Annotated in this window: 8 protein-coding genes; 2 read left to right on the forward strand and 6 right to left on the reverse strand. The window is 54.5% G+C overall.

The features are described 5' to 3' along the window. Positions 1 to 16: 16 nt before the first annotated feature. From MKX63_RS21760 to MKX63_RS21785, 6 genes are all read right to left on the reverse strand, one after another. Positions 17 to 877: an AraC family transcriptional regulator gene (locus tag MKX63_RS21760; RefSeq protein ID WP_341019992.1), complete on the reverse strand. Its 861-nt coding sequence runs from the start codon at positions 875 to 877 to the stop codon at positions 17 to 19. 144 nt (positions 878 to 1,021) lie between these two features. Continuing rightward, entirely contained in the window at positions 1,022 to 2,707 is a 1,686-nt protein-coding gene (locus tag MKX63_RS21765; protein WP_341019993.1) for a glycoside hydrolase family 13 protein, read from the reverse strand. 270 nt (positions 2,708 to 2,977) lie between these two features. After that, complete coding sequence (locus MKX63_RS21770) at positions 2,978 to 5,296, reverse strand: glycoside hydrolase family 65 protein (RefSeq protein ID WP_341019995.1); 2,319 nt, start codon at positions 5,294 to 5,296, stop codon at positions 2,978 to 2,980. A 470-nt stretch (positions 5,297 to 5,766) separates the two neighbouring features. After that, the gene (gene pgmB, locus MKX63_RS21775) at positions 5,767 to 6,429 is read right to left on the reverse strand and encodes a beta-phosphoglucomutase (protein ID WP_341019996.1); all 663 of its coding nucleotides are present in this window, start codon (positions 6,427 to 6,429) and stop codon (positions 5,767 to 5,769) included. A 152-nt stretch (positions 6,430 to 6,581) separates the two neighbouring features. Next, positions 6,582 to 6,773: a hypothetical protein gene (locus tag MKX63_RS21780; RefSeq protein WP_341019997.1), complete on the reverse strand. Its 192-nt coding sequence runs from the start codon at positions 6,771 to 6,773 to the stop codon at positions 6,582 to 6,584. 16 nt (positions 6,774 to 6,789) lie between these two features. Then, positions 6,790 to 7,824, reverse strand: a complete 1,035-nt coding sequence (locus tag MKX63_RS21785; RefSeq protein WP_341019999.1) for a LacI family DNA-binding transcriptional regulator — start codon at positions 7,822 to 7,824, stop codon at positions 6,790 to 6,792. Positions 7,825 to 7,942: 118 nt separating this feature from the next. Here MKX63_RS21785 and MKX63_RS21790 point away from each other — a divergent pair, with 118 nt between their 5' ends. Both MKX63_RS21790 and MKX63_RS21795 read left to right on the forward strand, forming a co-directional pair. Continuing rightward, positions 7,943 to 8,101 carry a hypothetical protein gene (locus tag MKX63_RS21790; protein WP_341020000.1) on the forward strand — a complete coding sequence of 53 codons (159 nt, stop codon included), beginning with the start codon at positions 7,943 to 7,945 and terminating at the stop codon, positions 8,099 to 8,101. Positions 8,102 to 8,374: 273 nt separating this feature from the next. Further along, positions 8,375 to 15,574 carry a pullulanase gene (locus MKX63_RS21795; protein ID WP_341020002.1) on the forward strand — a complete coding sequence of 2,400 codons (7,200 nt, stop codon included), beginning with the start codon at positions 8,375 to 8,377 and terminating at the stop codon, positions 15,572 to 15,574. The last annotated feature ends 246 nt before the right edge of the window (positions 15,575 to 15,820 follow it).

The raw sequence follows: 15,820 nt of genomic DNA on the forward strand, positions 1-15,820 counted from the left end.
TTCAGCCTTGCAGTGCTTATTTCTTCATCACCGGAATCCATACTTCACACACAAAATCCTCAGAGTTCGTATCGCCGGGCGGGTATACCTCAATCTCAGGCCCGCCGGTATGCTCGTAGCCGGTTCCCGGGAACCATTCCTGGTAGATCCGCTGCCAAACCCCTTGGATCGCATGCGGCAAAGCACCCTCGGACCGGAAGACCGCCCAGCTGGCGGCCGGAACAACAGCTGTCTCATACCCCTGTGCATCCGTCTCCGGCGTTCCTTCCACTCCGATCCAGTAAGTAAGCATTTCCTTCTCCATATCCATGTTCATACAGATGCCAAGCCACTCGCGGGAGGAACTAAGCTCAATCAGCTTGTCGGAAGTGCCGTCCTCATTGCATTCGTCCCAGAACTGCGGGATTCTGCGGAAATTCTCCCCCTCACGGGTAGTGACCTCCATTGATTTGCCGATAACGGTAAAAGCTGGTTTATCCACGATTTTATAGTCCATGTCCTGATCTCCCTTCAATGATAGGTGGAACGAGATGCGGGGGAAGGCTTTGAGCTGGACGCCCGGTTTACGCGCTTCCGAAGGAGTAATCCCATGCGCCTTGCGGAACGCCTTGGCGAAGGACTCCGGCGATTCATATCCGTATTTCAGTGCCACATCCAGCACACGAACCTTGGATACGGCCAGCTCCTGGGCGGCCAGCGTCAATCTGCGCTTGCGGATATAGTCGGCCACGGTGAAGCCGGTCAGCATACTGAACATGCGCTGGAAGTGGAACGGTGAGACATAAGCTACCTCAGCCACATCCTCGATACGCAGCGTTTCAGTCATTTTGAGCTCCATATAGTCCAGTGCGTTCTTCATTCGGATCAGCCATTCCAAAGCTCCCCATCTCCTTCTGAAATCATCCTATCATACTACCGCACGTATGTTCCTGTTATTCTCTGCTCATTAGTGACAGGCTTCGTCCGGCGTTCTATCCACCTATGATGTCATATTTGAAGGAGTTTGTCAGTATTCGTAATGCTAACCGATCCGGCAGACTCTGGCCTCGTAAGGGCGGAGGGTGCTGCGGTCCATGACTGCGGGCTCCTCTGCATAATTGCCGATGATCGTTGCGGTGACGGCATTCAGCTCCTCAGTTAGTCCGATAGTCTGCGGGGTATCACTGAAGTTAAGCAGAATCAGCCACTTTTCACCTTCCAGGGTGCGGGTATAGGCATAGATATATTCATGCTCCGGCAGCAGCAGCTCATAATCGCCATAGACCATAATCAGATGCTGCTTGCGCAGCCGAATCAACTGCTGATAATAGTAAAATACCGAGTCCGCATCAGCCAGCGCCTGCTCCACATTGATCTCCGTATAGCGCGGATTGAGCTTCAGCCACGGAGTTCCGGCGGTGAATCCGGCATTGGCTGAAGCGTCCCACTGCATCGGCGTGCGGGCATTATCGCGGCCTTTGGTATGAATCGCTTGGAGAATGGTGTCATGGTCTGCGCCGCCTTCGGTCACCTTTTCCCGGTACATATTGAGAATCTCGATATCCTTATAGTCTTCAAGCACGGGGAACTTCACATTGGTCATGCCGATTTCCTCGCCCTGATAGATGTAAGGCGTGCCTTTGAGCGTGTGCAGCAGGGTGGCCAGCATTTTGGCCGATTGGACCCGGTATTTGCCGTCATCTCCGAACCGGGAGACCATCCGCGGCTGATCATGGTTGTTGAGATAGAGGCTGTTCCAGCCCTTGTCTGCAAGCCCCACCTGCCATTTATGCAAAATATCGCGCAGACCCTTCAGCGTCCACGGCACGACATTCCATTTGCCGCCCGGGCCGGAATCGACGTCCATATGCTCGAACTGGAATACCATCTGCAGCTCATGACGGTCTTCGTCCGTGTAGAGAATGGCGTCCTCGACAGTGGCTCCCGGGGTCTCGCCAACGGTCATTACCTCATATTTGGAGAGGACCTCACGGTTCATCTCCTGCAGATACTCATGGACCCGTGGACCATTCATGTAGTATTCGCCGCCGCCTGCCAGCTCCCCGGGTGTGAGATCCTCATGCTCGACCGAAGGCAGACCCTCCACCTTGGAGATCAGGTTAATGACATCCATCCGTAGCCCGTCGACACCCTTGTCGAGCCAGAAGGCAATCATTTTGTAAAGCGCCTCACGCAGCCGCGGATTCTCCCAGTTCAGATCCGGCTGCTTGCGCGAGAAAAGGTGGAGATAATATTCGCCGGTCGCCTCATCCCGCTCCCAGGCGGGTCCGCTGAAGATGGAGCTCCAGTTGTTCGGCAACGCGCCGTCCGGTCCGCCGGGACGCCAGATGTAATAATCCCGGTAGGGATTATCCTTCGAAGAGCGGGATTCCGCGAACCAGGCGTGCTCGTCCGAGGAATGGTTGATGACAAGATCCATCATCAGCTTCATGCCGCGTTCATGCAGTCCGGCGAGCAGCTCCTCCCAGTCCCGCAGCGTACCGAACTCATCCATAATATCCTCGTAATCGCTAATATCGTAACCATTGTCGTCATTCGGCGATTTGTAGACCGGCGACAGCCAGACGACAGTAACGCCCAGCTTCTGCAGATAATCCAGCCGGGAGATGATACCCTGCAGATCGCCGATGCCGTCTCCATTGCTGTCCTGGAAGCTGCGCGGGTAGATCTGGTAGACTACGGCTTCTTTCCAAAAGGCTCTTTTCATTGGGGGACGCTCCTTCTAGTGGTATTTAAAATTTAGTTACAAAATGGTATCAGCGGCAGTGTTGGCTCCAAGGAAGATTTGGAGTTCCGGCCGCTGTTGTCCCCAGATTTCCTGATTTAACCGCTATTCGCGGTAGAAATCCGGTGACAAAGGCGGACGCTATCGCTCCTACACTTCCAAATTTCCTTTCCGCCTTTCCTGCTGAATTAATTTTCAATAACAAATTTCAAAAAAGCCCCGAAGAAGCTAATATCTTCGGGGCTGATCAAATTACACCGTGACGGAAGCGCCCCCGGCACTGACGCTGCCCAGTCCGTTCACCGTATACTCCTTGCCGTGAATAGTGAGCGAGGCTGGAACCTCGGTTTCGTTGCTGACGGTAACCAGTGCATCGGTCACGGTCACTTTTAGCCGTGAGCCGCGGAACATGATTTTGAACGAATAAGAGGTCCAGTGTCCCGGGTTAGACGGGTTCAGCACGAGCCGGTCATTCAGCACCCGAAGTCCGCCGAAGCCATGGACAACCGACATCCACGTGCCCGCCATGCTGGTGGTATGGCAGCCATCCTCCGTATCGTTATTGTAATTGTCGAGATCCAGCCGCGAGGTCCGCAGGTACATCTCGTACGCCTTCTCCTTGTAGCCCAGCTCACAGGCCAGAATGGCATGGATGCAAGGGGAGAGGGAGGACTCATGCACGGTAATCGGCTCGTAGAAGTCGAAGTTACGCTTCTTAGTCTCCAGATCATATCGGTCGCCGAGGAAGTAGAGTCCCTGAAGTACATCCGCCTGCTTGATGAAGCAAGAGCGCAGAATCCGGTCCCATGACCATTTCTGGTTCAGCGGCAGGTTCTCCGGCAGCACATCCTTGACCTGAATGATCTCCTTGTCGAGGAAGCCGTCCTGCTGGAGGAAGATGCCGCGTTCCCCGTCAGCCGGATAGTACATTTTGGCGATAATCTCATTCCACTTGGCTGTTTCGCTCTCCAGCAGCTCCAGCTTATCCGCCAGTTCGGCGTAACGCGTACCCTCATTCTCCTGCAAATAGGCAAGTGCCTCCAGTGTATACTCCATCGTCCAGGCCGCCATCCGGTTCGTGTACCAGTTGTTATTGACGTTATTCTCGTATTCATTCGGGCCGGTGACGCCCAGCATGACGTATTTGTCCTTATGCGCCACATAGTTCACACGCTCCTCCCAGAAGCGCGCAATCTCCACCAGCACCTCCAGACCGTATTGGCCCAGATAAGCCTTGTCGCCGGTATAATTCACATAGTTATAGATGGCATAAGCAATCGCGCCGTTGCGGTGAATCTCCTCGAACGTAATCTCCCACTCGTTGTGGCACTCCTCACCGTTCATCGTGACCATCGGGTAGAGCGCGCCTTTGCGGTAGCCGAGCTTGCGGGCGTTCTCCTTGGCCTTCTCCAGATGCTTGTAGCGGTAAATCAGCAGATTGCGGGCAATCGCGGAGTCGGCGGTACTGAGATAGAACGGCACACAATAAGCTTCCGTATCCCAGTAGGTGCTGCCGCCGTATTTTTCCCCGGTGAAGCCCTTCGGTCCGATGTTGAGCCGGTCGTCCTCGCCCGTATAGGTCTGATTCAGCTGGAAAATATTGAACCGGATCGCCTGCTGCGCCGACACATCACCTTCAATAATAATGTCGCTTTCCTTCCACTTGTCGCCCCAAGCCGCAGCCTGTTCCGTGAGTAGTGCCACAAACCCCGCCTCCCGCGCACTTTGCAGTGCAGCCGATGCGGCATCCGTGAGCTGTCCCAGTCCGTAATTGCGGGAGGTAACATTCGCAGCATACTTATAAATAACCAGTTGGTCACCGGATTGTACTTGAACGTTCACTGTACTGCCCACATATTTGTCTTGCTCCAGCACTTCAGCTTCGGCAGCAACCGGCTCCCCATTCAGCAGAATATCGAAGGCGAAGGCGGAGGTGACGTGGAAATCGAGCTTTTTGGTCTTTAGGGTCAAATGCCCGCCTTCTGGTCCGGCCTTCTTCTCCACCTCGTTCCAGAATTTCTCGTCATAGTTGGCATCCTTGTTCTTGATATCGCCGTCCAGGTAGGGGGTTACGGTGATTTCGCCGGAGAAGTTCAGCGGGCTGATGGAATAGCGGATTGCCCCGATCTCATGGCGGACCATGCTGACAATCCGGATGCTCTCTACCTTAACTTCTTTGCCGTCCCGAGTGGTTGCGGTGAAGCTGCGGGAGAGTGTCCCTTCCTTCATATTGAGTACCCGGCGGAATTCGCTGACTGTGCATTCGGCCAGATCCAGCGGCGTCCCGTCCAGCTCGATGTTGATGCCGATCCAGTTAGTGCTGTTCAGCACTTTGGCAAAATACTCCGGGTACCCGTTCTTCCACCAGCCGACCCGTGTTTTGTCTGGGTAGTAGACGCCAGCCATGTAGCTGCCTTGCAGACTGGGTCCGCTATACTGCTCCTCGAAGTTGGCTCTGCCGCCCATGTATCCGTTCCCGATACTAAATACGCTTTCGGATATTTCCTGGGTCTGCGGATCAAAGGACTCTTCGATAATGGACCATTCGTTGATTGTTAAGTATTGTTTCATGATTTTGGCTCCTTTAAGGGGGATGGGGATAGAAAATGAACCGTGTGTCTTAGTCTCGCCGGTCCGTGCAGGCCGCTCCGAATGCGAAAGGATGTTATGATCGCTGTTGTCCTCAGATGCCTTTATTCAACGGATGATATCAACTAACGAGTGCATGGAGTAATGTACGCTTTCCGCACCCGGAGCGAAGCTCAGGGGCTTAGACTTAAAGTTAGTTGTATTCTGTGCATTTAAAAGGTGCGATTAGAGGGACTGGAGTCGTATAACTGTAGTCTGTACAACTAAATCTGCCGTAAAAGGTCATATCAGCCTTAAGGTGATAACATAATTGTACAAAGTACAACTAAGCGGATAACCGGGGGCTAAATTAGCAAATTAGTTGTACAAAGTACAGTTAGGCTATCCGGCGGGCTAGAGATGCCGCTTGAGCGGAAAGGCTCACGGCTAGGCTCAGCCTCTGTTACTATTCGTCATACAGTGGCAAAAGATTCCTTCAGCGTGGCAACTGTGAGCTGCTGCAGGGAAGGGACGACGAGTGTTGCTTCGCCTAGCGTCTCGGGGGAACCGATGCCTACGCTGCGCATACCGGCGCGGGAAGCGGCCAGGATGCCGGCTGCGGCATCCTCGAAGACTACACAGTGTGCGGGAGCGGTGTTCAGAGCCTTCGCGCCCAGCAGGAAGACCTCCGGGTCCGGCTTGGCCGCGCTTGTATGCGTGCCGTCAATGATGGCATCGAAGTATGGGGTCAGGCCGGTATTGTTCAAGATGGTCATTGCATTCTTACTGGCTGAGCCTAGGGCTACCTTGATGCCGGCTGTCCGGCATTCCTTCAGGAAGTCCAGAGCGCCGGGGAGAATCTCCGAGCTGTCCATCTTGGCGATGTACTCGACATAACGGTTATTCTTCTGCTCTGCAAGCCGTGCTTTCTCGTCTTCGCCAAGCGTGATGCCGCCGATCTCCAGCAGGATGTTGAGCGAGGCGGCCCGGCTGACCCCCTTGAGCCGCTCGTTATCCTGCTCAGTGAAGACAAATCCAAGCTCTGCGGCCAGCTCCCTCCAGGCAATATAGTGGTACCGGGCAGTGTCCACGAGAACGCCGTCCAGATCGAACAGGCAGGCTTTGATATCAGACATGGTTGTTCCTCCTACGAAGTATTAGTGAATCAATATATGTGTATATGGACATCGCCCCAAATGGGCGGAATTCCTGCAACTTATGCAACTTTCACTGCCGAATTGTGCCCATGTCGAGGAAATCCTGCACAAAGTACAACAATCGGTGAGCGTTACGCGCCAAACAGGCGAGAATCCTGCACTATGTGCAACATTTGTCTGCGGATCATGCCCTGCTTAGGGAAGTCCTGCAAAAAGTGCAACATTTGTCTGCAGATCAGCAGTTTTTCGAACATTCTAATCATTAGCGCAAACGTTTGAACAAATTGCGAAAAAATAAATGAAGCACCATAAGCTTCATTCATCTTTCTTGTTCCTGTCTTATTTCCCCGGGGAATACATCGAGGATTCGCGGACAATCAGGCGGTGGGGAATGACAAAACGGTTCGTATATCCGTCCTGGTTCTCCGGCTTCTGAATACTCTGGATCAGCACCTGTGATGCCGTGTAGCCCAGATGATAGATCCCGATATCAATGCTGCTGATCGGCGGACTGGACAATTCCGAGAGCGGGATGTTGTTGAAGCTGACAATCGCCAGATCCTCGGGCACCTTGTACTTCAGCTCATTCAACCCGCGCAATACGCCGAAAGAGACCATATCATCCACCGCAACAAGCGCGGTCGGGCGGTTCGGAAGATTCATGAAGAAGGACATCGCCCTATAGCCGCTGTCCTGCAGGAATTCACCTTCGACAATCCATTCCTCGCGCATCTCCAGGCCCTTGCTCTGCATCGCTTTGCGGTAGCCCTCCAGACGGTCGCGCGATACGATCAGATTCGGCGGTCCGCTGACGAAGCCGATGCGCTCATGTCCCATCGCAATGAGATGATTCGTCGCATCGAAGGCCGCCATGACATTATCATTATCCACCGAGAGGATATCCTCGTAACGGTCACTTCGTCCCACCAGGACAAACGGATAGTCGCCCGCCTGCAAGAAATCAATGACCGCATCATCCTTGCGGGAGTACAGCAGAATCACACCGTCTACGCGGCGTCCCTTGAGCAGGCGGGAGACCGCTTCCAGCTCCTCCTTCTCGTTGGCACCCGAGCTGATCAGCACATCGTAGCCGGAGCGGCTGGACTGGGTAACGATCCCACGGATCAGTTCCATAAAAAACAGGTTAGAGAACAGCTCCTCTGCAGGCTTCGGAAGAATGATGCAGATGCTGTTCGTTGTTTTGGAAACCAGACTCTTGGCCATCATGTTCGGGGTGTAGCCCATTTCTTCCATAATCACTTTGACCTTACGGGAAGTTTCCAAGCTGATTCTGGGATGGCCTGACAACACCCGGGACACCGTGGAGGGAGAGACCCCCGCTTTCTTGGCAACGTCCTTAATGGTAACTGTCATAGAAACCTCCTAATGGAACCGTTTGCTTTACACAGTAATATTAATCGAAGTGGGGATGATTGTAAATAGAGAAACCCTGAACAAGGCATAATTCCGGCGAATAGCGGGTCTCTTACCTGTGAAGCAGAAGGTACTGCAATTCTTGATGTTGCATAAGGATATGCGCAAATTTGTGCAATTATTAAAGCAATGGTGTGCAAATCAAGCAGAAGGTGAGCTTCACAGTCTTCTTAAAATAGTTGTTGACAGTTACTTTTCTGATGATTTAGTATTTTAACGAATTGTAGCAAGCGTTTACAAAAGTTGATTTCATGCAGGATTCCGAAGCTATAACCATGTGAGTCCAGAAAAAAAGTTCTTCGATGACATTTTTGCAAACGTTTGCGCAGAGTATGTCCTTGTTGATGGTGGGCTTCGTATTTTGATAATCGAAAGGGGGCAGGCAATTACGTATTAACGGGTCGCATCTACAGCAAATGCCCGTAAGGAGCGGGTTGTTATCCGTCATATGGGCTAAACATCATTAACACTAATGGGGGGATTAACGGATATGAGATTTACTGTGCGGGTTAAGAGAATATTTACCGTCCTGATGGTTCTCGCTTTGATCAGCTCTAGCCTAGGTATCGGTCCGGCCAGAGTAAGCGCTGCAGTGGTGAAAGCGGAGCATGCAGGTGATTTGCAGACGAAGTCCGCCGGGCCGGACCCGGCGGAGACGAAGGACTGGAACGAAACCTCAACGGTAACGGAGATGGCTTATAAGGCAGAGGGCTTGTACATAAACGCAGCGGACCATAATGGCACCGCTCTGTATACGGCTCCTGAAGGTGCGGGTGAGCTGCAGCCGGTTCCAGCGGGACATCTGCGGGTTCATTACCAGCGTGCGGACGGCAATTATGCCGATCTGGGCTTGTGGACCTGGGGCGATGTGGCTTCCCCGTCTACGGACTGGCCGAAGGGTGCGGTTCCCTTCCCGGCAAGACAGACCGATGCCTATGGCGCATATGTCGATCTGCCAGTCAAGGATGGGGCGAAATCAGTCTCCTTCCTTGTCGTCAACCGGGTGAACGGAGTTAAGGAGATGGAGAACGGGGACAAGACGTTCCTGATCGGTACTCCGCAGACCAATGAGGTCTGGATCAAGGAAGGCTCCAATCTGACGACACCTTACGAGCCGGTATCCCTCCCTGAGAATACGGTGCGGATTCATTATTCACGTGCGGATAATAATCAGAGCCAGTACGGCCTGTGGCTGTGGGATGATGTCGCCTCGCCGTCCGAAGGGTGGCCGAAGGGCGCAACTCCGTTCGCGCCGGAGCATAAGGATTCCTATGGCGCGTACGTTGACATCCCGCTTAACGAGAACGCGAAGACGATCAGCTTCATCGTCATGAAGCCTGCCAGCGGTGACAAGGATGGTCCGGCGGGCAATGAGAACAAAAGCTTTGCTTTTCTGGACCGCTACAATCAGCTATGGGTGAAGGAGAATGATCCGAACGTCTACACCTCGCCGTTCGGCGAGACGCCGGTCGGCCTGTTGTCTGCGGAGGTGCTGTCTGCCGGCAAGCTGGTGCTGGGCTTCACCATGACGTACGGGCTGGACCCGGCTGCGCTGAAGACCGCCATTACCGTGAAGGACGCGGAAGGGACCTCCATTCAGGTCACGGGGGTGACGATTACGGGCGGAGGCACACTGGAGGTGGCTACGGGTGCTTTTGACCTGAAGAAGACGCCGCTCCGTGTAACTTACGCCGGGGCAACGGTATCCGCTTCCACCGGCTGGAGAATGCTCGATGAGATGTACAATTACACCGGGGATGATCTGGGAGCCGCGTACCATCAGGACGATCATTCGGCAACGCTGAAGCTGTGGGCGCCGAAGGCAAGCTCTGTGACTGCCGTGGTATACGATGCAGCCGATGCTGACCGCACGGTTAGGCGTGTGGAGCTAACCCCTGGTGAGAAAGGTGTCTGGTCGGCCCGGCTGAGAGCCGCTGATCTCGCAGGTGCACCGGGTGCCGGGGATGTGAGAGGCTTCTACTACCAGTATGAGGTCACCAATGATTCGGTCACCCGGCAGGTGCTTGATCCTTATGCCAAGTCAATGGCTGTGTTCACCGTGAATACGGCAGGGGAAGCAGGCGCTGGCGGCGATACGGTCGGCAAGGCGGCCATTGTTGATCTCAGCACAACGAATCCGCCAGATTTCCAGGCGGCTGATATTCCTGGCTATGAGGAGCGCGAGGATGCGGTAATCTATGAGGCCCATATCCGGGACTTCACCTCCGATCCAGCGATTCAGTCCAGTCTGGGCGGGGAGCGTTGGGGCTCTTATGCCGCTTTTGCCAAAAAGCTGGATTATATCAAGTCCCTTGGGGTGACCCATATTCAGCTGCTGCCGGTCATGGCCTGGTATTACGGGGATGAGACGCAGATGAATGAGCGGGAGCTGGATTACTCGGCCCAGGGCAATGAATACAACTGGGGGTATGATCCGCACAGCTATTTCTCCCCGGATGGAGCGTATTCCCAGCGTCCGGCTGACCCCGAAGCGCGGATTAGAGAGCTGAAAGGCCTGATTGATGCGGTACATGAGGCCGGAATGGGCGTTATTCTTGATGTGGTATACACCCATATGGCCAAGAAGGAATTGCTGAACGATATTGTGCCCGGATATTATGCCTTCCAGGATGCGCACGGCAACTTCATCGGCGGCTTCGGCAACAATCTGGCGACCAGCCATAAGATGGCCGAGAAGCTGATGGTGGATTCGGTAAAATACTGGTTCGAGGAGTATAAAATCGACGGGATGCGCTGGGACATGATGGGAGACGCGACAGCAGACGCAGTTCAGGCGGCTTATGATGCTGCGGAGGCCATCAATCCGAAGGCGCTGTTCATCGGCGAAGGCTGGATTACCTTCGGGGGAGATGCTGGTGAGCCTGAGCTCAAGGGACAAGGTGCCGACCAGAAATGGATGGACAAAACGGACAGCGTCGGCGTGTTCTCCGATGAATTCCGCAATGAGCTGAAATCGGGCTTCGGCTCGGAGGGAGAGCCGCGCTTCATTACCGGCGGAGCACGTGATCTGAATACGATCCTGAACAATATCAAGGCCCAGCCCTCCAATGTTCCGGCGGATGATCCGGGCGATATGGTGCCTTATATCGAGGCGCATGACAATCTAACACTTCACGATGTGATTGCCTTAACGCTCCGCAAGAATCCGCAGCTTGCGGAGAATGAGCTGGAGATTCAGAAGCGGATCAGGCTTGGCAATCTGCTGCTGCTGACTTCACAGGGCACAGCTTTTCTCCATGCCGGACAGGAATACGGGCGCACAAAGCAGTGGATGGCGGCAGGCGTTCCCGAGCAGAAATATACCGAGGTGCGGGATGTCGGGGACCAATCGGTCAGTTATTTCATCCACGATTCCTACGATTCGTCTGATAGCGTGAATAAGTTCGACTGGGCAGCAGCAACGGATGCGTTGAAGCATCCGGTACAGAATGAGACCAGAGCCTATACGGCCGGTCTGATCCAGCTCAGGAAATCAACCAATGCCTTCCGGCTGGGCGATATAGGGCTGGTGAATGCCAATGTCAAGCTGATCCAGGCTCCCGAGATGCAGCAGCAGGATCTGGTCATCGGCTACTCCAGCAAGGCTACGGATGGAACCGGCATCTATTATGTCTTCATGAACGGCGACAATAAGGCAAGAACGTTGACCTTACCGGAGGACCTGTCCGGGGCTGAGGTCGTAGCCGACAGTGACCAGGCCGGTACGGCAGCGATTGCTGCGGCGGAGCAGAGCGGCTTCCGCCTGAGCGCTGAGTCGATTACGATCGACCCGCTGACCTCCGTGATTCTGCGCAAGGAGGCACCGGCAGCGGTGTTAACCAAGCTTGCCGCCGACAAATCTGCCTATTCGCTACAGGCGGGCGGCACACATCAGGCGGCGGTTACCGCCACCTACGATGACGGAGCTTCAAGCACAGTCACCGCCAAGGCACAGTATGTATCAGATAAGCCTGAGATTGTCACGGTTACCGGCAAAGGGCTGATCCAGGGACTGAAGGCGGGCACGGCTACCATAACGATTACGTATGGCGGCTTGTCTGTTCAAGTCACAGTTGAAGTCGCAGCGAAGCCAGCGGACGGCAAGCGGTATGTGCAGTTCACATACACTCGTCCCGACAAGGATTACAAGGACTGGAGCGTATGGCTCTGGTATACCGGAGCCGCTGACGGAGAGGTCAAGCTGCCGGAGCCAGCAGGCGGTTCCGCAAGCTCCAGCGTGCTGATCGAGGTGGGCAAGGAGGCCACCCGGGTAGGCTTCGTGCTGATCAAGGGGCTGGACTGGGCGGACAATAAACAGGATATAGCGGAGGACCGCTATATTGAGCTGGTGCCGGGCGAGCTTTTCACCAAAGTCTATGTCACCAGCATGGTTCAGGAGCTTAACGTAATGCCGGCTATCCGTGGTCCGCTCCTGCAAGGAGAAGCTGTAACATTCCTCTACCGGGATGACGAGCTGTTCCGCAGCGGGGCTATATCGGCCATTACGGAAATGAAGGTGAAGGTGAACGGAGCCGAGTATCCGATGACGTATGATACGGCCAAGGAGTGGTTCAGCTACCGGCTGGAAGGACTGCAGGAGGGCACTTATAAATATAGCTTCATGGTTACCAAGGATGGTGTGACCCGCGAGCTGACAGACCCGCACAATACGGTGGACGGCGAATCGGTGATCCGCTACCACAAGCCGGAGGTGCAGATTACAGCAGAAGTCAGCCCGCCTGCGGTGAACTTCAATGAGAACGCTGTGATTACGGTAAAAGCAGCCTCTGCGGAGGAAGTGTCCTACACGGATGCTTATCTCGATCTTACAGAGCTGGGCGGACCTGCTAAGGTCAAGCTGGATACCGGGCTGATGCAGCAGACTGTGTCGGTGAAGCAGAATGTAACAGCCGGACACAAGAATATTCCGGTGGTTCTGGTGGACCAGTACGGCAATGCGCACCGGCAGACGGCTGAGATAGAAGTTAAGGCCAGAACGTACAGTGGCGCGAAGACAGATTTTGACTGGGATGAGGCCCGGATCTACTTCGCGCTGACTGACCGCTTCAAGGACGGCGACCCTGATAACAATGAGAATGTGGACACAACCCATCCTGAAGCGTATCACGGCGGCGATTTCAGAGGGATGATCGATAATATCGATTACCTGAAGGAGCTTGGGATCAACACTCTTTGGATTACACCGGTTGTCGATAATATCGATTTCAACCAAGGGGTAAGCTTCGGCGGTAAGCAGTATGCCTACCACGGGTATTGGGCGAAGGATTTCACGAAGCTTGACGAGCATCTGGGCGACATGGACACCTTCAAGGAGCTGATTGACAAGGCGCATGACCGTGGCATCAAAATCATGGTCGATGTTGTACTCAATCATGCCGGCTACGGGCTGAAGGAGAGCGACGAGCAGCCTGGAGTGACGGCCGAGGATAAGGCGCGCTTCGCAGGAATGCTGCGCACGGATGGAGTACAGGCAGACAAGGATGTCATTCGGGGCGAGCTGAGCGGGCTTCCAGACTTCCGCACCGAAGATCCTGCGGTCCGTGAGAAACTGATCGCCTGGCAGACCGGCTGGCTGAACAATGCACGGACAGAGCGCGGAGATACAATTGACTATTTCCGGGTAGATACGGTTAAGCACGTGGAGGATACGACCTGGAAAGCGTTCAAAAATGCGCTGGCCACGATCGATCCAAGCTTCAAGCTGGTGGGCGAATACTTCGGCGGAACCGCCGGTAATGACGGCGGAACGCTGGAGAGCGGCCAGATGGACGGGCTGCTGGACTTCGGCTTCAAGGAGCAGGCGAAGCGGTTCACCGGCGGTTCCATTACCGCTGTCGATGCCTATCTCCAGGAGCGTGAAGCGAAAATCGGCAATACCCGAATGATGGCGCAGTTCCTGAGCAGCCATGATGAAGACGGCTTCCTGTCCGAATACGTGGACGGAGACGAAGGCAAGCTGAAGGTTGCTGCTGCCCTGCAGATTACAGCCAAAGGCCAGCCAGTTGTCTATTACGGCGAAGAGCTGGGCCGCTCAGGCAAGAATGCGGGCAATATGGCCGAGGGCGAGTTCAGCGGGAACCGCAGCGATATGCCATGGGATCAGCTGGATGCGGAGCAGGGGCTTCACGATCACTACAAGAAGCTGTTGAATATCCGTGCGAATTATTCTGAGGTGTATGCCAGAGGAACCCGCAGCTGGCTGGCAGGTAATGATGAGTCCGGGTACTTAGCCTTCAACAAGCAGTATGGCAAAACGAATATTGTGACGGTCATCAACAGCAAAGCAGAAGGACAGAAGGCGGAAATTCCTGTTCCGTATGAACCCCTGTCTGCTGTGAAGGATGAATACAGCGGCAAGGAGTATACGGTATCGGCGGCTGGGAAGGTTAGCATTGATCTGCCGGGCAGAGATGCTGGCGGTACGGTCATTCTGTCGGCGAAATCTGAGGCGGTGGTGCCGACGCCAGTGCCGACAGCAACACCAGTGCCGGGTGGAGAATCCGGAGGTACTCCGTTGGTTACACCTTCGCCTAGCTCTCCGGCGGTTCCGGGAGATATCCAGGAAGTCAGTGAGGCACAGCTCAGTTCTGCTATGGATGGCCGAGTGGAGCTGCGCATGGAGCCGGGCAAGACAGCGGTACTGCTGCCGCTTCAGGCAGCCGGCTTACTGGGCAAGAACGAACTGGTTATTCAATCGGAGGGGCTAACTGTTACGGTACCGAGTGCGGTGCTTGCGGATGCTGAAGCCTTAGTTAAGGAAGCGGACGCTGAAAGCACGCGAATCCTGCTGGAGCTTCGTCCGCTTAGCCCGGTTGCGGTACAGGAGGAGGTCCGCAGGCTCAGTACGGAGAACAGGTTAGCGAGTGCGGCGTCAGGAATCTACGAGCTTAAGCTGCAACTGGTCAAGCATGACGGTACACGCCTGCCTGTTAACTCATTCAAACAACCGGTTACTTTAACACTCAAGCTTACAGGCCATCCAACGAAGGATTGGACGGGGGTGTTCAGTCTGGAGGATGGCGGTGTGCTTCGGTATATGGGGGGAGCAGTCCAGACGGACGGTTCCTACACGGCGGCAGTTACACAATCCGGCAGGTATGCGGTGCTTGAGGTGCATACCGTCTTTAAGGATGTACCGGGCACTCACTGGGCTTCTGCTGCAATTACATCGCTGGCTGCGAAGCAAATCATTACCGGTGTAACCGCTGAGGCCTTTGAACCGGCCCGGACGGTGACCCGTGCGGAGTTTACGGCGCTGCTGATGCGGGCCTTGGGACAGTCCGGGCAAGGACAGACAACGTTCGAAGATGTCCATCCTGGTGCGTGGTACGCCACTTATGTAGAGGCAGCTGCAAGTCTGGGGATCATCAATGGACGCAGCCGCAGCTCCTTTGCACCGGATGCGGCCATAAGCCGTGAGGAGATGGCCGTGATGGCTGTCCGTGCCCTGGAGTTCAAGCAGGGAGAGAAGCTGGCAATGGCAGCGCCACCGGCAGGGTATGCAGATGCTTCCGGCATTCGTGAATGGGCGAAGGCTTATGTCAATGCTGCTACAGCCTTGAAGCTTGTAGAGGGCAGAGAGCAGCGGCAGTTCATCCCCCAGGGACAGCTGACCCGTGCAGAGAGCGCGCAGGTGATCTATAACCTGCTCAGCCGCCTGTACAAGTAATCCGGCTTTATAACGAAACAGGGTATTCCCGCCAGCCTGAAGGCTGCTGCGGAATACCCTGTTTGTGTTGCGGTAACTGCCGGTGTATGAAGCGAATTCACTCAACATTGCCGGCAATTTACAAAAGCAATTTGAAGTGGCACTTCAAAGATTAAGGCGTGGATCATTGGACGTTTTAGGTGTACAGACTGCAATTAAGCGTAACATTTCGCCGTGTACCCTAACTGAGGCCCGTTATTACCTTAA

Source organism: Paenibacillus sp. FSL R7-0179 (genome assembly GCF_038002265.1).
In the GTDB taxonomy this organism is placed as follows: Bacteria; Bacillota; Bacilli; order Paenibacillales; family Paenibacillaceae; genus Paenibacillus_AQ.